Genomic DNA, 20,845 nt, shown 5'->3' on the forward strand with positions numbered 1-20,845 from the left:
TGACAGGTTGGTTCAGGCCGCTTGCGCAACAGGCATCGGCACGAAGCGCGGCAACGCCTCGACGCGCGCCAGCCACGCGCGGATCGCGGGATACGGCGCCAGGCTGACGCCGCCTTCCTCGGCGCGAGCGATATAGGCGTAGGCGGCGACGTCGGCCAGCGTCGCATGGTCGGCCGCGAGATACGGCGCGGCCGCCAGCAGCGGCTCCATCACCTCGAACAGGCGTACGGCCTGCTGCCGCGCGTCGTCCACCTGCAAGTCACGGCCGAACAGCTTGGCGATGCGGGCGCGCGCCGGCCCATAGGCGATCTCCCCGGCGGCCACCGACAGCCAGCGCTGCACGGCCGCGGCCTGTACCGGATCGCGCGGCAGCCAGCGACCCTCGTGGTCGTAGCGCAGCGCCAGATAGACCAGGATCGCGTTGGAGTCGGCGATCACGGTGCCGTTGTCGTCCAGCACCGGAATCTGGCCGAACGGATTGAGCCGCAGGAAGGGCTCGGCCTTGTTCGCGCCGCCGCGGACATCGACCAGCTCGCAGCGGTAGGGCAGGTCGAGCAGCGACAGCAGCAGCTGGACGCGATGGCAATGGCCTGACAGCGGCACGTGATACAGGACCAGCGGGGCGGCGGGATGCGAGGGGGAGACCGGGGATGAGAGGGAGTTCAGGACAGCGGACATGGTCGGCTCCATTGACGGCAAGCGTCTGGAAGAGGTTGAAGACGTTGGAGAGGTTGAAGACCTTGAAGCGGTTGGTGAATGCCCGCATTGTGGTCGGCGACCGGTCCGCAATAAAGCGCGCCGAATGTATTTGACTACTCCGATAAATGGAGTAATGTCGCGCGATGGACAAACTTCGCGCGATGCAGACTTTCGTTCGGATCGTCGACAAGGGCAGCCTGACCGCCGCCGCGGCCTCCCTCGGCACCTCGCTGCCCGCGGTGGTGCGCACGCTGGCCGCGCTGGAGGCCCATCTGCAGGTCCGCCTGCTGAACCGCACCACGCGCCGGCTGGCGCTGACCGAAGACGGCCGCAGCTACCTCGACAGCTGCCGGCGCATCCTGGCCACCATCGACGAGGTCGAGGCCGGATTGACGACGCGGCAGGTCGAACTCGCCGGCCACCTGACCGTGACCGCGCCGATGCTGTTCGGCCAGATGTATGTGGCGCCCGCGGTCACGCGCTTCGTGCAGCGCTATCCCGCGGTGCATTGCTCGCTGAACTTCGCCGATCGGGTGGTCGACCTGCTCGAGGAAGGGGTCGATGTCGGCGTGCGGATCGGGCCCCTGCGCGATTCGACGCTGATCGCGCAGCCGGTCGGCCGGATCCGCCGCGTGGTGGTCGCCACGCCGGCCTTCCTGCGCAAGCATGGCGTGCCGCGCCATCCGGAGGACCTGACGCGGCAGCCCTGCCTGCGCTTCAGCAATGGCAATCCGCACTGGTGGACCTTTCAGGACGATGGCCGCGTGTTCCAGGTGCCGGTCACCGGCAATCTGGAATTCAACCAGACCGCCCCGGCGGTCGCGGCCTGCGCGGCCGGCGCCGGCTTCGGCCACTTCCTGTCGTACCAGGTCGCGCCGCTGGTGGCCGAGAAAAAGCTGCGCATCGTGCTGGAGGACTACGAGCTGGCGCCGTGGCCGCTGTCGGTGCTCTATCCGCATGCGCGGATGCTGCCGGCGCGCACGCGCGCGCTGATCGACTGGCTCAAGGCCGATCTGGCGCCGCGCTTCCCATAGTGGCTGCGATCCCGCCGGCGATACTGGCGGGGCCGCTTATTCGTGCACGTTATTCCTGCACCTTATTCCAGCACCAGCCCGGTCCGCCAGATCAGCTCGCCCCATTTGCGCACCTCGCCGTCGATGAACTGGCCGAAGGCCGCGCTGCTCATCGGCTCCGGCTGCAGGCCGAGCCCGTGCAGCTTCGCCCGGATGGCGGGGTCGGCAAACACCGCGCTGGCATCGCGATTGAGCTGGCGCACGATCGCGTCCGGCGTACCGGCTGGCGCCACCAGCCCGAACCAGCCGTAGCCGACCACGCCGGCATGGCCCTGCTCGGCGAAGGTCGGCGCGTCCGGATACACCGGGCTGCGCTGCTCCGACGCGACCGCCAGCACGCGCAGCTTGCCCGCCTTGATGAAGGGCAGCGCCGAGGTGATGGCGGTCAGCGTCGCGTCGACGCGACCCGCCAGCAGTTCGGTATAGGCGGTGGCATCGCCCTTGTAATGCACGGTCAGCGCCTTGAAGCCGGCCTGCGCGGCAAACAGCTCGCCGGTCAGGTGCGGCCCCGAGCCGATGCCCGGCGAGGCGAACGTGATGCCGTCCTTCTTCTCGCGCGCGAGCTTGACGAAATCGGCCAGCGTGCGCGCCGGCGAGGCGGCATTGACGATCAGGAAGACCGGCCCGACCACGCGCGGGCCGACCGGCTTGAAGTCCCTGGCGACGTCGTAGCGCTGTTTCAGCCCCGCCGCTGTGTTGATCGCGAACGGCGCGGCCGCCCACAGCAGCGTGTAGCCGTCCGGCGCCGCATGCGCAACCAGCTCGTTGGCCACGCGCGTACCGGCGCCCGGCCGGTTCTCGACTACGAACTGCTGCCCGTACTTCTGGCTCAGCGCGTCGGCCAGCACGCGCGCCGAGGTGTCGTTGGACCCGCCGGCGCCGTAGGGCGAGACCAGCTTGACGGGGCGCGAAGGGTAGCTGTCGGCGTGGGCGACCGGGGCCAGGGCAAGGCCGACGGCAAGCACCAAGGCGGCCATCAGACCTTTGGCGAGCCGGCCGCCGCGAAGGACATCAAGCATCCGAAAGACACGAAGGACACGAAAGCCATGGACTACATCGGAGCGCATCATCGCGGCCCCCTCAGGCGATCCGCCGCACGGGCGGAATGACGTACTGGCCCGCGATAAAGGCAGGGCTCGGGTGATAGAGGCGCAGGATCAGATAGAACGGTCCCGCCGGCGCCGGCAGCCAGTTGTCGATCGAAGCGGGACGCGCATGCGAGATCGCGATCGCCAGGCTGCCGTCGTCCTCGTAGCGCAGGCCCGGCGTGCGGTCGCCGATCGCATAACGGCCGATGGCGTTGGCGGTGAAGAAGCGGTCCTCGCCGTACAGCGACACCGACCAGAACGCCTGCGCCGGCGGCAGATGGCCCGCCGGGAAGCGCAACTCGTAAGTGCCGGCGCCGGTCAGCGGCTGCCCGTCGGCATCGAAGTCCGCCATCGCGTAGACCGCCTCGTCGGCGCGCAGCGCGCCCAATCCCTTCATCGCGGTGGTCGCGCGCATCAGCCAGTCGTCGCCGTAGACGCCGAGCTTCAGGCTGTAGCCCCAGCTCTTGCGTCCCTGGCTGCGCGTATGCGCCTCGATCAGATCCATGCCTTGCCGATAGGCGCTGACCAGGCCCGCCTGCACCGCCGGCCGCAGCGCGGCGATGTCGACCTCGTCCTCGAGCCGGATGCCCAGGCGCCGCAGCAGCGTCAGCAGGCCGCGCTCCTCCGGCGACGGCGGAAACTCCCGCAGCGCCTGGAACAGGTTGTGAAAGAAGTCGAGCGCGGCGTCGCCGGTCTCGCGCCACAGCCGCACGCATTGCGGCTGGCGCCCGATCGCCGGCGCATCGAGCCGGAAGCCCTGCTCGAACGCATGCGCGGCCGGCAGGTCCTGCTCGCCCTGTACCAGCACGCGGCCGATCAGCCAGACCAGCGACGTCGGACACGCGACCGCGCGGCCGGCACCCGCCTGCTGGCCGGGGCCGACCAGTTTCACCGCGGCGCCCTCGGCCGGCACATTGCGGGGCCCGAGATTCTCGAAGTTGTTGGTATGCGCGTCGAGCAGTTCGACCACGTAGTAGCGGTCCGGGTCGCTCAGCGGCGGCACCTGCAGCGTGACCGGACCGTCGGACAGGTCGATCCAGCCGCAGAAGTACAGCAGGTCGTTGGCCGGCGTGACGATGTCGCGGTCCTCGTGGGTCCATTGGCGCGTGCTGGCCGACAGCACGTTGACCGGCGCGCGGCCGTAGCCGGTGGCCGCCTGGACCGAGGTCTGCAGGCGGCAGGTGCGCAGCGTTTCGATCAGCGGGTAGCCGTAGATCACCAGCGGCAGCGCCGCGGCGGCGGTCAGGGCCTGCTGGGGGTTGTCGTAGACGGGGGCGGAGAAGATGGGGCTGGCGGGATGGTTCATCTCGGGTGCTCGCTTGGGGTTTCAATGCGCGTCGTGCCGCAGCGTGATGACGGCGTCGGCCGCCACCGGCCCGTCGGCCGTGACGATGAAGGGATTGATCTCCAGCGTGTCGAGCCGCGGCCCGATCGCGGCGGCGGACTGCGACACGCGCACCAGCACCTGGGCCACCTGTTCGAGCGGCACGGCCGGATTGCCGCGATGGCCGGCGAACAGCGCCTCGGCGCGGCTGTCGCGCAACATCGCCAGCGCGCGAGGCATCGACAGCGGCGCCAGTCCGAATGCCATCTGGCGGAACACCTCGACCGCGGTGCCGCCGATGCCGGCCAGCGCGACGAGCCCGAACACCGGGTCGCGCCGCACGCCGACCATCAGCTCGCCCCAGCCGCGCACCATGCGCGCCACCACCACGCCCTCGAAGGGCACCGGCGCACCGCCATGCCGGGCCGCATGCCGGCCGATCGCGTCGCGCACCCGCGCAAAGGCCGCGCGCACCGCATCGGCATCGTGCAGGTTCAACGCCACGCCGCCGACATCGCTCTTGTGCAGGATCTCGCGCGAGCACAGCTTGACCGCGACCGGATAGCCGAGCCGATCGGCGATGCGCACCGCCTCGTCGGCATCGCGCGCCAGACCGTGCGGGGCCACCGGCACGCCGGCCTCGGCCAGCAACTGCATCGCCTCGTGTTCGGACAGCGCGTTGGCGTCGGCGGCAATACGTGGCAACTGTGGCAACTGTGGCAAGGCCTCAGCCGCGGACTCGCCGCGGCTTTCCGCACCCTGCGCCGCCGCACGCGCCAGCGCGGCAACCGCTTCCATCGCATGCGCGGGCTCGCGGAACACCAGGCAGCCGTGCTGCTCCAGCCAGGCGCGGCGATCGTCGGCCACCAGCCCGCACAGCAGCAGCGGCGCGCTGGCGGTCGTCTCGTGCAGCGCGGCGACGGTGCGCTGCAGCTCGGGCCACAGCGCCGGTGCATTGGCGCCGGCGGCCAGGAACGCCACTACGCTGCCGTATTCCCCGCATTCGGCAACGTCGCGCAGCGCGTCCAGCAACACGCGCGGCTGGGCCACGATCTGGCCGGTCACGTCGATCGGATTGGCGGTGCTGGCGAACGGGATCGCGGCACGCAGCGCTTCAGCCGGGCCAGCCGGCATCGCCGGCATCGGCAAACCCAGCTGCTCGGCGCGATCGGCCATCATGATGCCGACGCCGCCGGACACGGTGACGATCGCCACCGGCGCCACCGCATCGGCGGCCAGGCCGCTGGCGCTGTGCCAGCGCGACGGCCGGCGGCCGCGCGACAGCACGTAGCCGAGCCGGAAGAACGCCTCCAGCGATTCGGCGCGATGCACGCCGTATTCGTCGAACACCGCCTGGTAGACCGCGTCCTCGCCCGCCAGGCTGGCGGTATGCGATTGCGCCGAGCGCGCGCCGGCCTCGGTGACGCCGACCTTGGCGACCACCACCGGCTTGCCGGCCGCGCGCGCCGCCGCGAGCGCGCGGCGCAGCCGCTCGCCATCGCGGCAGCCTTCCATATAGGCCAGGATCACGCGTGTGTCGTCGTCGTGCGCCAGCCATTCGATCACGTCGGCCACCTGCAGCCCGGCCTCGTTGCCGGTGGTGACCCAGTGACTCAGGCCGAGCCCGGCCTCGCGCGCCAGCGCGAAGGCATAGGCGCCGAAGGCCCCGCTCTGGCTGACCAGTCCCACATCGCCCAGCGGCGGCAGCCCGCTCAGCGGAATCGGCGAGAAGGTTGCGAACATGCGCTCGCGCAGGTTCATCGCACCCAGGCAGTTGGGCCCCAGCAGCGTGATGCCGTGATGCCGCGCCTGCTCGGCCAGCGCCTGCTGCATGCGGGTGCCCTCCTCGCCGACCTCGGCGAAGCCAGACGTGAAGAACACCGCCGCGCGCGTGCCGTTGGCCGCCAGCTGCGCCATCACGTCGGCGCTGGCCAGCGCCGGCACCGCGACGATGGCCAGGTCGACCGGCTCGCCGAGCGCGGCAAGCGAGGGCGTGGCGGGTAGCCCCTGGATCTCGGCCGATGCCGTGTTGACCGGATGCACGCGGCCGCCGTAGCCGAGCTCGCGCAGCAACCGGATCGGCATGCCGCCGACCTTCTCGGGTTGGGACGAGGCGCCGATCACGGCGATCGAGCGCGGCCGCAGCAAGGCGGTCAGGTCGGGGAGCGGTGCGGGGGTCGGTTCGCGCGTCGGCGCGGGGGTCGGCGCAGGGGTCGGGTCTGGCATCGATGTCTCCGTTATCGTTGTGGGCCGATGCCGCCGTGGCGGCGGCATCGTGGTGTCTCTCATGTTGTCGCGTTCGCCAGGTCGCCGGAACCCGCTGCGGGAACGTGCCACGCCGGCGGTGGCCGGGCGGCGGCCCGGCGTGCGCTATCGCCCGACGCCCGCTGCCTGCTCGATGCTGCGGACCATCTCGACCAGCATCGGCGCCACGCGCTTTTCCAGCATGCCGCGGCGCAGCTTGCTGCCGGCGATCGCGCAGTTGAACAGCAGCGGGCGGTTCAGATAGACGATGCGCGAGTAGATGCCGACGCCATGCACGCCGATGCCCGCCTCGCCCTCGTTGGTCGCGAAGCCGCGTTTCGGATAGTGGGCGACGTTGTGGCAGATGCGGTCGTAGCTGGCGGCGTATTCGTCGGGACGCTCGCGCTGGGCGATCTCCATCAGCCGCTGGAACTCGGCCTTGGACAGCGTACACAGGAACGCGCGACCCATGCCGGTGTTCAGCACCGAACGCACCGCGCCGACACCCGGCCGCGCCGGCGTGCCCTCGTTGTGCGTGCAGGTGAGCAGATAGGTCACGTCGAGCCGGTGCGCCACGCCCATCGACACCGCGCCCTCGATGCGGTCGGCCAGCGCCTGCATCAGCGGCCGCGCGGTATGCCGCATCGGCAGGCCGGTCAGGTAGGGGTAGCCGAGCGCCAGCACCTGCGCGCTGACGAAGTACTTGTCGAGCTTCGGGTCCCAGTCGAGATAGCCGAGCTCGTACAGGGTCTTGCAGATGCGCGACACCGTGGCCCGCGGCAGTTGCAGCCGGCGCGACAGTTCGCCATTGCCCATCGGCTGCGGCTCGTCGATGAAGCAGCGCAGCAAGGCAAAGCCCTTGGCGAGCAGGCCGCCGAACGACGGGTCGTCGCGGCGGCGCTCGGCGATGAATTGTTCGACCGGCGTGTTCATGTTGTCTCCTGAAATCCAGTGTGGGTGGCCTCGGCAACGACCGTCAAATGATGGAACGAATTTCCAGATATTGGAAATAGAGCGGCTTCCGTTGACGCTCCCCGCGCGTGCCCCTAACGTGACCGGACACTGGATCGGACGCTGGGCCGGACAGATGGCGCACGCATCGGCGTCGCCGGTCGAGCCTGCATTCCGGTCCGCATTCCGGTCCGCATCCCTGTCCGCATCCCTGTCCGCATCCCTGTCCGCATCCCTTGTCCGCACCCGTATCCGTAGCCGCCTCCCGAAGCCGCCATGACCCCTGCCTCCCCGTTCCCGCTGCCGGGCACCGCGCGCAGCGCCTTCCCCGCCCTCGACACCCGTTCGCTGCTGCACGCGCCCAAGCGCCAGCGTGCCCGCGATACCGAGCAATCCCTGCTGGCGGCGGGCCGCACGCTACTGGCCACGCGCGACTTCGAAGCGATCTCGGTGGCGCAGATCGTCGCGGCCTGCGAGCTGTCGGTCGGCGCCTTCTATGGGCGCTTCCGCGACAAGGCGGCCTTCTTCGAAGCGTTGCAGACGGCGGCGGTACACGAGGCGCAGCAGGCGATGGCGCACCATCTGGCGTCTTCGCGCTGCGCCGCGCTGCCGACCGCGGTGCTGCTCGACAAGGCGATGCGCCTGCTGGTGCGCGGCTGCCGCGCCCAGCGGGGCCTGCTGCGGGCGGCGCTGCAGCAGGCCGGCGCTCGCCCCCAGGCGTGGCAGCCCCATGGGGACTGTGCGACGGCCTTTGCGGACCGGATGGTGGCGCTGCTGGTGCCGCGGCTCGGCGACGACGCCCGGGCCGAGGCGAAGGTGCGCTTCGCCATGCAAGCCGTGTTCGGCATGCTGGTCAATGCGCTGCTGCATGACCCGCTGCCGGTGCGGCTGGACGACGACGAACTGCCGGTGCAGATGGCGCGGCTGATCGGCAGCTATCTGGCGCCGATGCGGGATTGAAGCCAGCGAGCGGGCCGGGCCCATCGCGATCCCAAACCATCATCACAAGACGGAGACCAGCATGAACCCACGCAGCAAGGCGACCAGGCATCAGGCGCCACGATGCACGATGGCGCGATACACGATGGCACGATGGTTGGCGCGAAGCACGACGGCGATGCGCGCCGCCACCCTGGCGCTGCTGACGCTGGCGGCCTTGCCGCTGCATGCGCAGGACCCCTACCCGAGCAAGCCGATCCGGATCGTCGTGCCCTATCCGGCCGGCGGCTCGACCGACACGCTGGCCCGCACGCTGGGCGACACGCTGAGCCAGCGGCTGGGCCAGCCGGTCGTGGTCGAGAACAAGGGCGGCGCGGGCGGCATCATCGGTACCGACCATGTCGCCAAGTCCGCGCCCGACGGCTACACGCTGCTGATGACGGTGCCCGGGCCGATCACGGCCAACCTGGCGCTGTACAGGAAGCTGCCCTACGACCCGCGCACCGATCTGCAGCCGGTCTCCGACATCGCCACCATGCGCACCGTGCTGGTGGTCAACAGCACGCTGCCGGTCAAGAGCGTCGACGAATTGCTCGCCTACGCGAAGGCCAATCCCGGTGCGCTGCGGATGGGATCGTGGGGACCGGGCACGCAGCCGCATACGATCCAGTCGTATCTGGCCAAGACGAAGGGCCTCGATATCCTGCACGTGCCCTATCGCGGCGAAGGGCCGATGGTGTCGGATCTGCTGGCGGGCCAGGTCAACATGACAATCGGCTCGGTGACCGCGCTGAAGCAGCATATCGCCACCGGCAAGCTGCGCCCGCTGGCGGTGATCGGCACGCGCCGGGCGGTGGGCCTGCCCGATGTGCCGACCTTCGCCGAGGCGGGTTACCGCGATCCGGCCTACGAGGTCGTCGGGCCGACCACGCTGCTGGCCCCCGCGAAGACGCCGCCCGCCATCGTCGAACGGCTCGGGCGCGAGGTCAGCGCGCTGGTCAGGAGCGGCCCGCTGGCGCGCCGGATCGACGAGATGGGCGCCGAGCCGGTCGGCAATCTGCCGGCCGAGGCGAGCAGCGCGTATCGCGCCTATCTGCCGGTGGTGCTGAAGCTGACCGCCGATACCGGCGTCAGGCTCGACTGACGGCTTGCGAGCGTAACTTCAGCGGCACCTCCCATGGCAGGCCGCCGCGCTCGGCAAACATGGCGCGATAGCGGTCCGCCAGTTGCAGCAGCGCTCCTTCGCAGGGCTCGGGCAGCGCGTCGGCCAGGCGGAGGCACTGATGCCGGGCCAGTGTCTGGATCCAGCCGTTCAACGCGATGTCGGCGTTCTTGTCGCGCGGGTCGCCCCAATAGTCGTCGATGTTCCTGAGCAGCACCGCGGCGAGGGCATCATGGGTGTCGGAGACGTCCTCGCCCTGGGTGACGGCGTGCCAAAGCGCCCGCACGATCGCCCGCATCAATTCGCGGCGCCGGTCCGGATCCGGCAGGGAGACCAGCGTCCACAGCAGATTGTCCTCGCGCTGATGCAAGGGCTTGAGCATGGCCCGGCGTACGGCGCCGTTGGTGAACACGTCGCCGGCCAGCACCAGGCGCGCGCCCGTCAGGTCCGCGCCGTGCAGCGTCGCACCGGCCAAAGCCATCATGTCGAGCGTCTGGCCGTGCAGATCGGCACCATGCAGCGAGGCGTTCTGCAGCCGGGCCGCGGCGAGCCGCGTGCCGGACAGCTTGGCCGCGTCCAGCCGGGCGCCGCGCAGGTCGGCACAGCGCAGATCGGCTCCCTGCAGATCGGTGCCGACGAGGCTGGCCCCGGCGGCCTTGCAGCGGATCAGCACCGCGCCGCGCAAGTCGGCGCCGCTCAGATCGAGCGGGCCCAGGTCGCTGTCGCGCAGATTGCGTCCGCGCAAGTCCGCGCCTGGGCCGAACAGATGCGCCGCGACGTCGGGACAAAGCCGGCGCAGGTCGATGCCCGGCGGCATGGCGGGCCGGCTCTGCGGCGGCACCTTGCCCGCGCCTTCGGATGCGCCCTCGGATGCGCCCTCGGATGCGCCCTCGGATGCGCCCTCGGATGCGGCCTCCGATGCGCCGTCGGGTTCCGCGTGCGGCCGCTGGACGTATTGCAGCAGCTCGGCGCGACGCCGACGGCCGGCGGCCGCGCTCTGCGTCGACAGGCTGCCCCGGTCGAGAGCCGGCGGCAGCCAACCGTTGACGTAGCGAGGCAGCACGCGCGGCCGCGCAGCACCGCCGCTGCCACCGCCGTTGCCATCGGCACCGCCACCGCCATCGACCTGCACGCGCAGCGCGTCATGCTTGACGAAGCGGCGCACCCTCGCTTCCCACAGCACTTCGTCGCCACCGAGGCGCAGGCACCGCATCAGCCGCGCGAAGCGCTGCCGGTGCGTCATCTGCCAGAGCGAAGCGGTCTTGATCTTCCAGCCGGAACCGGATCGGGACAGGCGGAAGCGATGCCCCTGGACTTCGATCAGTTCGCCGCGCACGAGCGCCGCGTTGATCGCCGGCCCGAGATGCGGCGATTCGACTGCCGCGCTGAAGGCGGTGCAGTCGCGATACGACAGGGTGTGATACGTACGCATCGTCTCGACCTCTTGATGTCTTGATGTCCCGACGTCCGGGATGACCGGGATGTCCGGGCTGTCCGGGATGTCCCAGGTGCCCCGGTGTCCCGATATGCCGATGTCTGGATGGAATGAAGAACGCCCTCCTCCGGGCAGGCGCCAAGGTAACCGCGTATGGCGACGCCATTTGCGTAACATGCCGCCACCTTTTGGAATTTGAGACGCGAAAGGCACGCCGACGACGACAATGCAGCGCGGCCATGACCGGTATGCAGCGTGTCACGCTTGCTTGGCCGGCACTCGGAGCGCGCCCTACAATCGAGCGCGACGGCCATCGCCGGCCCGCCGGCCGGACCGGTGGACCTGCCTTCTCCCAACCTTCCGTTCTCCCTCTATGGCAACGCTATTTCTCGTGCGCCACGGCCAGGCCTCCTTCGGCGCGGCCAACTACGACTGCCTGTCGGCGCAGGGCCGGCAGCAATCGCGCTGGCTGGGCGAGTATTTCGTCGAGCGCGGCGTGCGCTTCCGCCGCGTGATCGCCGGCTCGCTGGTGCGCCAGCAGGACACCGCCAGCGAGATCCTGGCCGCCATGGGCGAGGCCGGTGCCGGACTGACGATCGAAACCCATCCCGGCTTCAACGAGTACGACGGCGAGGCGCTGTATTGCGCCCACACCGGCGGCGCCGATCATCGCGCGCATCAGAACGGCGACTATGCGGACTACTGGCGTACCTTCCGCGCGGCCTTCGCGGCCTGGACCTCCGGCACGCTGACCGGCATGCCCGAGAGCTGGGACGAATTTGGCCAGCGCATCGCGGCGGGGCTGGCGCACGGCGCCGAGGGCTCGGCGCGCGAGGACGCAATCCTGGTGGTCAGCTCGGGCGGCGCGATCGGCCGCGCAGTGGCCGACATGCTGCACGCGCCGGCGCAGACCGCGATCGAGCTGAACCTGCAGTTCCGCAACACCGCCTTCTGCGAAATCATTTGCGGCCGCAATACGCAGCGGCTGCTCAGCTTCAACAACGTGCCGCATCTGGAGCGCGCGGACCGGCGCGGCGCGATCACCTTCGCCTGAGCACGGCGGCGCGGGCATCGCCATCGCGCGTCAGCGGCCACACTCGACCTTCCCGGCATTGATCGGCAACCTCGGAGCCCCCATGCAACCATCCCAGTTTGAAACGCTGCGCTACGCCGTCGCCGACGGCATCGCCACCATCACGCTGCACCGGCCGGAACAGATGAATACGTTCAACGCGCAGATGATGCAGGAGCTGATCGCGGCCTTCGATGCCACTGACGCCGACGATGCGGTGCGGGCGGTGGTGGTGACGGGCGCGGGACGCGCGTTCTGCGCCGGCGCCGATCTGTCCTCGGGCGGCTCGACCTTCGATTTCGAGAAGCGCTACGGCGCGCCGGCCGACGCGCCGCACCGCGACGGCGGCGGCCGTGTCGCGCTGCGGATCTTCCGCAGCCTGAAGCCGGTGATCGGGGCGATCAACGGCGCCGCGGTAGGCATCGGCGTGACGATGCAGCTGCCGATGGATATCCGGCTGGCCTCGACCACGGCCAAGTTCGGCTTCGTGTTCTCCCGCCGCGGCATCACGCCGGAGGCCGCGTCGTCGTGGTTCCTGTCGCGCGTGGTCGGCATCTCGACCGCGCTGGAGTGGTGCTACACCGGCCGCGTGTTCCCGGCCCAGGAGGCGCTGGAGCGCGGCCTGGTGCGCTCGCTGCATGCGCCCGACGAGCTGCTGCCGGCGGCCTACGCGCTGGCGCGCGAGATCGCCGACAACGCTGCGCCGGTGTCGGTCGCGATCTCGCGGCAGATGATCTGGCGGATGGCGGGCGCCGCGCATCCGATGGAGGCGCACAAGCTGGACAGCCGCGCGATCCAGTCGCGCGGGCGCTCGCCGGACGCGAAGGAAGGCGTCGAGGCCTTCCTGCAGAAGCGCCCGGCCGCGTTCCCGCAGACCGTGTCGCGCGACATGCCCGACTTCTTCGACTGGCAGGGCGAGCCGCCTTTCGTTTGAGCGACTTTTGTTTGAGCGACGTTCGATGGGGCGCCGTTCGTTTCAACGCCGTCCGTTTTAGCGCCGGGGACGCCCCGGGTCGGAGCGCCCTGCCTTCGAAGCCTACTGTCGGCGCGCGTTGACCACCGCGTCGGCGACGTTGGCCGGCGCCTCGGCGTAGTGCTTGAACTCCATCGTGTAGGTCGCGCGGCCCTGGGTCAGCGAACGCAGCGAGGTCGAGTAGCCGAACATCTCGGCCAGCGGCACCTCGGCGCGCACCAGCTTGCCGCCGCCGCCCGCGATCTCGTCCATGCCGTGCACGATGCCGCGGCGCGACGACAGATCGCCCATCACGTTGCCGGTAAACTCCTCCGGGGTCTCGACCTCGACTGCCATCATCGGCTCGAGCAGCACCGGACGCGCGCGCCGCATGCCGTCCTTGAAGGCCATCGAGCCGGCCATCCGGTAGGCGTTCTCGTTCGAATCGACCTCGTGGTACGAGCCGAACACCAGCGTGACCTTGACGTCCACCACCGGGAAGCCAGCCAGCACGCCGGCATTGAGCGTCTCCTGGATGCCCTTGTCCACCGCGGGGATGAACTCGCGCGGGATCACGCCGCCCTTGATCGCGTCGACGAACTCGTAGCCCTTGCCCTGCGGCTGCGGCTCCAGGTCGATCACCACATGGCCGTACTGGCCGCGGCCGCCCGACTGCTTGACGAACTTGCCCTCGACGCCCTTGATCGCCTGGCGGATGGTCTCGCGATAGGCGACCTGCGGCTTGCCGACGGTCGCTTCCACGCCGAACTCGCGCTTCATGCGGTCGACCAGGATTTCGAGGTGCAGTTCGCCCATGCCGGAGATGATGGTCTGGCCGGACTCCTCGTCGGTCTTGACGCGGAACGACGGGTCTTCCTGCGCGAGGCGGTTCAGCGCCACGCCCATCTTCTCCTGGTCGGCCTTGGTCTTGGGCTCCACCGCCTGCGAGATCACCGGATCGGGGAAGGTCATCCGCTCCAGGATGATCACGTTGGCCGGGTCGCACAGCGTGTCGCCGGTGGTTGCCTCCTTCAGGCCCACCGCCGCGGCGATATCGCCGGCGCGCACCTCCTTGATCTCGTTGCGCGTGTTGGCATGCATCTGCAGGATGCGGCCCAGGCGTTCGCGCTTGCCCTTGACGGGGTTGTAGACGGTGTCGCCCGAGTTCACCACGCCGGAATACACGCGGAAGAAGATCAGCTGGCCGACGAACGGGTCCGTCATGATCTTGAAGGCCAGCGCGGAGAACGGCTCGTCGTCGCTCGGATGGCGCTCGGCGTCGCGATCGTCCTCGGTATGGCCGCGGATCGCCGGCACGTCGGCGGGCGACGGCAGATAGTCGACCACCGCGTCGAGCATCGCCTGCACGCCCTTGTTCTTGAACGCGCTGCCGCACAGCATCGGCACGATCTCGTTGGCGATCGTGCGCTGGCGCAGGCCGGCCTTGATCTCGTCCTCGCTCAGCGCCTCGCCGCCGAGGTATTTCTCCAGCAGCGACTCGTTGGCCTCGGCCGCGGCCTCGACCATCCGCTCGCGCCACAGCTGCGCGGTGTCGACCAGCTCGGCCGGGATCTCCCGGTATTCGAAGCGCACGCCCTGGCTGGCCTCGTCCCAGACGATGGCCTGCATGCGCACCAGGTCGACCACGCCCTGGAAGTGGTCCTCGGCGCCGATCGGAATCTGCACCGGCACGGCCACGCCCTTCAGGCGCTCGGCGATCTGCTCGCGCACGCGGAAGAAGTCCGCGCCGACGCGGTCCATCTTGTTGACGAAGGCCAGCCGCGGCACGCCGTACTTGTTGGCCTGGCGCCAGACCGTCTCCGATTGCGGCTGCACGCCGCCTACCGCGTCGTAGACCATCACCGCGCCGTCGAGCACGCGCATCGAGCGCTCGACCTCGATGGTGAAGTCGACGTGCCCGGGGGTGTCGATGATGTTGATCCGGTGCTCGGGATACTTGCCGGCCATGCCCTTCCAGAACACGGTGGTGGCGGCCGACGTGATGGTGATGCCGCGCTCCTGCTCCTGCTCCATCCAGTCCATGGTGGCGGCGCCTTCGTGCACCTCGCCCAGCTTGTGGCTGACGCCCGTGTAGAACAGGATGCGTTCGGTCGTGGTCGTCTTGCCGGCGTCGATATGCGCACTGATGCCGATGTTGCGATAGCGCTCGATGGGAGTTTTGCGGGCCACGACAATCTCCTGAGTTAGGGGCCTGAGTAGAACCTGAGTAGAACCTGAATAAAGGGGTCGGAGAAAAGAGGGGAGTTAGAGTAGCACTATCGGCGAAGTTGCGTGCGGCGCGGGATTGGCGGCTCCGCGGCGTCGGACGGACACCGGTCGTCCGGCCCTTGGGCATCGGTTACAGTGCGCCCATGGCGGCCCGCCCACCGGGCCGAGGACCGGTTTCGACGAGGCTCCCGCGACGATGAACCTGCGATGTCATCTGCCATGGCTGGCGCTGATCTGGCTCTGCGCGATCGGTACCGTGCCCCACGCCGGTGCGGCCACGCCCTTGGGCAAGCCCGCGGCCCATCCCCCGTCCGCTACGTCGGCACCCGCCTCCGAGGCCGCCGCCAGCGTGCCGCTGGCGCAATCGCTGGACCAGGTCATCGAGACGCTGCAGAACGACCAGCAGCGCGCGGCGCTGGTCGGCCAGCTGCGGGCGGTGCGCGACGGCCTCGGCGCGTCAGCCCCGGCGGCTTCCACGGCGACGGCGGCCTCGGACGCCGAGGCCGGCGGACTGGTCGGCGCGCTGGCCGAAGCGGTCGAGCAGGTGGACGACCGGCTCGGCAAGGATCAGGGGCCGTGGCGCTACTGGAGCTGGCGCCTGCGTTTTGCCGGCGAGGAATGGCAGCAGGCGCTGACCGATCGCGGGCGGGGCAGCGCACCGCGTTCGGCGCAGCTGTTCGCCGCGGTGCTGGCGGGCTGGGCCGTCGGTGGCTGGCTGCTGCACGAACTGGCGCGGCGCGTGCGGGGCCGGCTGATGCGGCCGGTCGATCGGGTCCAGCTGCCCACCGTGCCGTCGTGGACCGACGTCGGCATCTTCATGCTGCGCCGGGTCGGCCCGTGGGCGATCGCCTTCGGCGTGGCGATCTGGATCGTGCGCGCGCTGGCGCTGCATCTGGTGCCGGCCGGCGTGGCGGCGCTGACGGTGGCCTACGCGCTGGTCGCCGGCGCGGTGCTGTCGGCGGTATCGCAGACGCTGTTCGCCGTCTTCAACACCGCGCACCGGCGGCGCGCGGTCCATGACCTGCACCAGCACTCGCGCCCGGTGCTGTTCGCGATCGGCTCGCTGGCGGCGCTAGGTGATGCCGCGACCAACGCGCGCGTGATTGCCGCGCTCGGCGTCAACCTGTCCGCCGTGACCGCCAATCTGTCCAATATCGCCGCGGCGCTGCTGATGGCCTGGTTCTGCCTGCGTTTTCGGCGGCAGATCGGCCATCTGATCGCCAACCGGCCGTTGGCCTTCCGCCAGGCCCATCCCGCCATCACCGATGTGCTGCGGCTGGCCGGCGGTACCTGGCATCTGCCGGTGCTGGCGGTGGTGTGCGCCTCGGTGGTCGGCACCCTGCTCGCCGCCGGCCATGCCGACGACTATCTGGGCCGGACCATCCTGACGGTGGCGCTGCTGGTCGCCGCGCTGGCGCTGACGGTGGTGACCGGACGCTCGCCCCAGGCGACCCAGCGCGGGCCGCGGCAACGCTGGCAGCGGCGCTCGGCCTATCTGGCGCGCTTCGGCCGCTTTGGGGTCGCGCTGGTGCGCCTGGCGATCTGGCTGGGTTTCCTGGAGCTCGCCAGCCGCGTCTGGGGCAATTCGCTGCTGCATCTGATGCATTCGACCGCGCTGGGCCGCCGCTTCGCCGACGCGGTATTCGGCGCGCTGGCCGCGGTGCTGCTGTCGTGGCTGTTCTGGCTGGTGATCGACACCGCGATCACGCAAGCGCTGTCGCCGGGACACGGGCGCGGGCAGCCGCCCAGCATGCGCGCCCGCACCATCCTGCCGCTGCTGCGCAACGCGGTGTTCGTCGCGCTGCTGGTGATGGCGCTGATCGCGGTGCTCGCCAACCTCGGCGTCAACGTGACGCCGCTGATCGCCGGCGCCGGCGTGGTGGGCCTGGCGATCGGCTTCGGCGCGCAGACGCTGGTGCAGGATCTGATCACGGGGCTCTTCATCGTGATCGAGGACTCGATTGCCATCGGCGATGTGGTCGAGCTGCCCGACCACAGCGGCACGGTCGAAGGCATGACCATCCGGACCATCAAGCTGCGCGACGGCAAGGGCGCGCTGCACGTGCTGCCGTACAGCCAGATCAAGGCGATCAAGAACCTGTCGCGCGGCCATGCCTTCGCGGTCTTCAATATCGGCCTGCGCTACGACAGCGACCTGGACCGCGCGATGGCGCTGATCCGCGAGGCGGGGGACGAGATCGCGCAGGACATCCGTTTCACGCACCGGCTGCTGTCGGGGTTGGACATCCTGGGGCTCGACCGCTTCGATCCGTCCGGCCCGGTGGTGCTGGCCCAGTTCAAGACGTTGCCGCTGGCGCAGTTCGAGATCACGCGGGCGTTCAACGCGACGCTGAAGCAGAAGTTCGACGCGGCGGGGATCCGCATGGCCTCGCCCTACATGACGCTGCAGCTGGACGGCGGCGGCGCGGCGGACGTCAAGCCGCTGATTGCGGGAAGCGAGGGGAGTGCGGGGGCGGCGTAGGGATGCCTGGCACAGGAAGAACGCTTCGAACCGCTTCCCACCCGCCCAATCGCTTCCAAATAAAACGAGCGGGGATTTCAGCGCTGAAATCCCCGCTCTTGCCTTGCTCGCTTGCCGCACCCGGCTCGCCGCGCGGACCGCTATCGGATCGTTTCCGCCGGCTTACGCCGCCTCACGCGGCCTTATGCCGCCTCATGTCGCCCTATTTGCCGCCCTATGCCGCCCTATGCCGCCTTGCGATGATGCTTGCGTTCGGGCCGGCATTCGTACTTGATCTCGTGCCGGCCGTCCTCGTAGACAACCTCGAGCCGCACGGTGAAGCCCCATAGCCGGGTGACATGGCGGATCACCTCCTCGAAGTTCTGCGCGAGCGGCCGGCGGTCGTTCTGCAGATGGCGCAGCGTCAGCGAGCGGTCGCCGCCGACGTCGACGTTGGTGACCTGGATGTTCGGCTCGATATTGGACAGGTCGTACTGGCTGGCCAGCAGCTGACGGATGCGGCGATAGCCCTCGTCGTCGTGGATCGCGGTCACGCGCAGCTTGCTTTCGCGGTCGTCGTCCAGCACCGAGAACAGCTTCAGTTCGCGGATCACGCGCGGCGACAGGAACTGCAGCAGGAAGCTTTCGTCCTTGAAGTTGCGCATGGCGAAGTCCAGCGTCTTGCGCCAGTCGCTGCCGGCAATCTCCGGCGCCCAGCGATAATCCTCCTCCTCGGGGCGCTCGCACATGCGGCGCAGGTCCTGGAACATCAGGAAGCCGAGCGTGTAAGGATTGAGTCCGCTGTAATAAGGGCTGTGGTACGGCGGCTGGTAGATGACGTTGGTATGCGCCTGCAGCAGCTCCATCATGAAGGCGTCGTTGACCAGCCCCTGCTCGTACAGCTCGTGCAGGATCGTGTAGTGCCAGAACGTGGCCCAGCCCTCGTTCATCACCTTGGTCTGCCGCTGCGGGTAGAAGTACTGCGCGATCTTGCGCACGATGCGGACGATCTCGCGCTGCCAGGGCTGCAGCTTGGGTGCGTTCTTCTCGATGAAGTACAGCAGGTTTTCCTGCGGCTCCGGCGGGAAGGTGGCCTCGGCCTCCGGCGTCTCGTCCTCGGTCACCAGCGCGTGCGAGCGGTGCTTCGGCAGCGTGCGCCACAGATCGTTGACCTGCATCTGCAGATAGTTCTCGCGCTCGGCCTGGCGCGCCTGCTCCTCGGTGATCGACAGCTTCTTCGGGCGCTTGTAGCGGTCCACGCCGTAGTTCTGCAGCGCGTGGCAGGAGTCGAGCAGCAGTTCGACCTCCTGCTCGCCGTAGCGCTGCTCGCATTCGGCCACGTAGTTCTTGGCGAACAGCAGGTAGTCGACGATGGCGTCCGCGTTGGTCCAGGTGCGGAACAGGTAATTGCCCTTGAAGAAGGAGTTGTGGCCGTAGCAGGCGTGCGCGATCGTCAGCGCCTGCATCGGCATCGTGTTCTCCTCCATCAGGTAGGCGATGCAGGGGTTGGAGTTGATCACGATCTCGTAGGCCAGGCCCATGTGGCCGCGCTGGTAGCTGCGCTCGGAAGCGAGGAAGTGCTTGCCGTAGGACCAGTGGCTGTAGCCGACCGGCAGCCCCGCGGACGCGTAGGCGTCCAGCATCTGCTCGGCGGTGATGATCTCGATCTGGTTGGGATAGGTATCGAGGCCGAAATCGGCCGCGATGCGCGCGATCTCCCGGTCGTACCGCTGGATCAGTTCGAAGGTCCACTCCGAACCGGTAGAGAGGTATGCCATTTCCCACCCCCATGTCGGCGGCCCGCGATCGCGGCTCCGCCGGTTAGCCAAGGCCTGTCCGGCGCGGCACTCCTGCATGGACACCATGCCCGGGCGCCGCTGCGCCGGTGCATCGACGCATCAAGGCGTCAGCGCATCAACGCCCGGTGTTCGGCCAGGCCGCCTTCTTCTGAAACAGGTCGTGCAAGACCGGATAGATCTCGTCCGCGCCGATGATCCGCTGCATCGCGAAGTTCTCGTGCGCGCCCTTGACCGTCATGTACTCTTCCCACAGGTTCTGCGGCTCCTCCGACGCGACTTCCACATAGGCGTAGTACTGCACCAGCGGCAGGATCGATTCGCGCAGCAGCCGCCCGCACAGCTCCGAGTCGCCGGCCCAGTTGTCGCCGTCCGACGCCTGCGCGCAGTAGATGTTCCACTGGCTGGCCGGGTAGCGGTTGTGGATCACGTCGACCATCAGCTTCAGCGCGCTGGACACCACCGTGCCGCCCGATTCGCGCGAGTGGAAGAAATCTTCCTCGTCGACTTCCTTGGCGACCGTATGGTGGCGGATGAAGACGACGTCGATGCGTTCGTAGTTCCGCTTCAGGAACAGGTACAGCAGCATGAAGAAACGCTTGGCCAGGTCCTTGCGGCTCTCGTCCATCGAACCCGACACGTCCATCAGGCAGAACATTACCGCCTGCGCCTGCGGACGCTTCTTCAGCACTCGGTTGTTGTAGCGCAGGTCCAGCTTCTCGATGAAGGGCACGCGATCGATGCAGGCGCGCAGATGGCGCATCTCCTTCATCATCTCCTGCGCGCGGGCCGTGTAGGGACCCTCTTCCTCGAGCACCTCGCTGTACTGCTGCTCGAGCGCCTGCAGGCGCCGCTGGTAGGGCCCGGACAGCGCGATGCGGCGGCCGAGCGAACTGCGCATCGTGCGCAGCACCGACAGGTTCGAGGGCGTGCCGTCGATCGAAAAGCCGGCGCGCACCTTGCGCACCTCGGCGATCTTGGCCAGATGGCGCTTGGCCATGTCGGGCAGCGCCATGTCCTCGAAGAAGAAATTCAGGAAGTCCTCGCGCGAGAGCGTGAAGACGAAATCGTCCTCGCCCTCGCCCGAGTCGCTCGCCCGCGAGCCGGTTCCGCCCGCCCCTTGCTGCTGGCGGTCGAAACTGTCTCCGCGGACGAACTTCTTGTTGCCGGGGTGGATCCACTCGCGCTTGCCACCCTGGCCATGGTGGAAAATCGGCTCGGAGATGTCCTTGACCGGAATGGACACCTGCCCGCTCTGTTCGATGTCCATGATCTTCCGGCCGGACACCGCCTTCGCTACGGCTTGCCGAATCTGCTCGCGGTAACGCTTGATGAAACGCTGCTTGTTGACCGCACTCTTGTTGCCGCCATTCTCCCGCCGATCGATGACCGTGGCCATATTGGTTGCCCTCGTTCAGAG

At 69.1% G+C, this 20,845-nt stretch carries 15 protein-coding genes; 6 read left to right on the forward strand and 9 right to left on the reverse strand.

Annotated features, from left to right (window positions below):
- Positions 1 to 12 precede the first annotated feature (12 nt).
- Complete coding sequence (locus tag KZ686_RS19385) at positions 13 to 678, reverse strand: glutathione S-transferase family protein (protein WP_265635026.1); 666 nt, start codon at positions 676 to 678, stop codon at positions 13 to 15.
- 164 nt (positions 679 to 842) lie between these two features.
- On the opposite strand from KZ686_RS19385, the gene KZ686_RS19390 reads away from it, so the two are divergent.
- Complete coding sequence (locus KZ686_RS19390; RefSeq protein WP_226107009.1) at positions 843 to 1,733, forward strand: LysR family transcriptional regulator; 891 nt, start codon at positions 843 to 845, stop codon at positions 1,731 to 1,733.
- A gap of 62 nt (positions 1,734 to 1,795) precedes the next feature.
- Here KZ686_RS19390 and KZ686_RS19395 read toward each other — a convergent pair whose 3' ends face one another.
- The 4 genes from KZ686_RS19395 to KZ686_RS19410 form a co-directional block, all read right to left on the reverse strand.
- A complete protein-coding gene (locus KZ686_RS19395) occupies positions 1,796 to 2,791 on the reverse strand; it encodes a Bug family tripartite tricarboxylate transporter substrate binding protein (RefSeq protein ID WP_407648601.1) in 996 nt (331 codons plus the stop codon).
- A 61-nt stretch (positions 2,792 to 2,852) separates the two neighbouring features.
- On the reverse strand, positions 2,853 to 4,166 hold the full coding sequence (locus KZ686_RS19400; protein WP_149318660.1) for a DUF1254 domain-containing protein: 1,314 nt from the start codon (positions 4,164 to 4,166) through the stop codon (positions 2,853 to 2,855).
- A 21-nt stretch (positions 4,167 to 4,187) separates the two neighbouring features.
- Positions 4,188 to 6,410 carry an acetate--CoA ligase family protein gene (locus KZ686_RS19405; protein WP_265635041.1) on the reverse strand — a complete coding sequence of 741 codons (2,223 nt, stop codon included), beginning with the start codon at positions 6,408 to 6,410 and terminating at the stop codon, positions 4,188 to 4,190.
- Positions 6,411 to 6,554: 144 nt separating this feature from the next.
- The gene (locus KZ686_RS19410) at positions 6,555 to 7,361 is read right to left on the reverse strand and encodes an IclR family transcriptional regulator (RefSeq protein WP_149318658.1); all 807 of its coding nucleotides are present in this window, start codon (positions 7,359 to 7,361) and stop codon (positions 6,555 to 6,557) included.
- A gap of 294 nt (positions 7,362 to 7,655) precedes the next feature.
- Here KZ686_RS19410 and KZ686_RS19415 point away from each other — a divergent pair, with 294 nt between their 5' ends.
- Both KZ686_RS19415 and KZ686_RS19420 read left to right on the forward strand, forming a co-directional pair.
- Complete coding sequence (locus KZ686_RS19415; protein WP_265635043.1) at positions 7,656 to 8,339, forward strand: TetR/AcrR family transcriptional regulator; 684 nt, start codon at positions 7,656 to 7,658, stop codon at positions 8,337 to 8,339.
- A 157-nt stretch (positions 8,340 to 8,496) separates the two neighbouring features.
- Positions 8,497 to 9,462 carry a Bug family tripartite tricarboxylate transporter substrate binding protein gene (locus tag KZ686_RS19420; RefSeq protein ID WP_265635045.1) on the forward strand — a complete coding sequence of 322 codons (966 nt, stop codon included), beginning with the start codon at positions 8,497 to 8,499 and terminating at the stop codon, positions 9,460 to 9,462.
- Here the strand turns inward: KZ686_RS19420 and KZ686_RS19425 are convergent.
- Complete coding sequence (locus KZ686_RS19425; protein ID WP_265635047.1) at positions 9,449 to 11,092, reverse strand: pentapeptide repeat-containing protein; 1,644 nt, start codon at positions 11,090 to 11,092, stop codon at positions 9,449 to 9,451. The genes KZ686_RS19420 and KZ686_RS19425 overlap by 14 nt on opposite strands.
- A gap of 196 nt (positions 11,093 to 11,288) precedes the next feature.
- On the opposite strand from KZ686_RS19425, the gene KZ686_RS19430 reads away from it, so the two are divergent.
- Positions 11,289 to 11,969 carry a histidine phosphatase family protein gene (locus KZ686_RS19430; RefSeq protein ID WP_265635049.1) on the forward strand — a complete coding sequence of 227 codons (681 nt, stop codon included), beginning with the start codon at positions 11,289 to 11,291 and terminating at the stop codon, positions 11,967 to 11,969.
- An 82-nt stretch (positions 11,970 to 12,051) separates the two neighbouring features.
- Positions 12,052 to 12,921: a crotonase/enoyl-CoA hydratase family protein gene (locus tag KZ686_RS19435; RefSeq protein WP_149318654.1), complete on the forward strand. Its 870-nt coding sequence runs from the start codon at positions 12,052 to 12,054 to the stop codon at positions 12,919 to 12,921.
- Positions 12,922 to 13,023: 102 nt separating this feature from the next.
- Here the strand turns inward: KZ686_RS19435 and fusA are convergent, their stop codons facing one another.
- Positions 13,024 to 15,129 carry an elongation factor G gene (fusA, locus tag KZ686_RS19440; protein ID WP_149318653.1) on the reverse strand — a complete coding sequence of 702 codons (2,106 nt, stop codon included), beginning with the start codon at positions 15,127 to 15,129 and terminating at the stop codon, positions 13,024 to 13,026.
- Between the two features lie 235 nt (positions 15,130 to 15,364).
- Here fusA and KZ686_RS19445 point away from each other — a divergent pair, with 235 nt between their 5' ends.
- The gene (locus KZ686_RS19445) at positions 15,365 to 17,650 is read left to right on the forward strand and encodes a mechanosensitive ion channel domain-containing protein (protein WP_265635052.1); all 2,286 of its coding nucleotides are present in this window, start codon (positions 15,365 to 15,367) and stop codon (positions 17,648 to 17,650) included.
- Between the two features lie 224 nt (positions 17,651 to 17,874).
- Here KZ686_RS19445 and KZ686_RS19450 read toward each other — a convergent pair whose 3' ends face one another.
- Together KZ686_RS19450 and KZ686_RS19455 are read right to left on the reverse strand one after the other, a co-directional pair.
- Complete coding sequence (locus KZ686_RS19450) at positions 17,875 to 19,407, reverse strand: SpoVR family protein (RefSeq protein ID WP_150082334.1); 1,533 nt, start codon at positions 19,405 to 19,407, stop codon at positions 17,875 to 17,877.
- 136 nt (positions 19,408 to 19,543) lie between these two features.
- Positions 19,544 to 20,824, reverse strand: coding sequence for a YeaH/YhbH family protein (locus tag KZ686_RS19455; RefSeq protein ID WP_149318650.1), 1,281 nt, complete (start codon positions 20,822 to 20,824; stop codon positions 19,544 to 19,546).
- Between the last annotated feature and the right edge of the window lie 21 nt (positions 20,825 to 20,845).

Origin of the sequence: Cupriavidus cauae (assembly GCF_026210475.1) — a bacterium.
In the GTDB taxonomy this organism is placed as follows: Bacteria; Pseudomonadota; Gammaproteobacteria; order Burkholderiales; family Burkholderiaceae; genus Cupriavidus; species Cupriavidus cauae.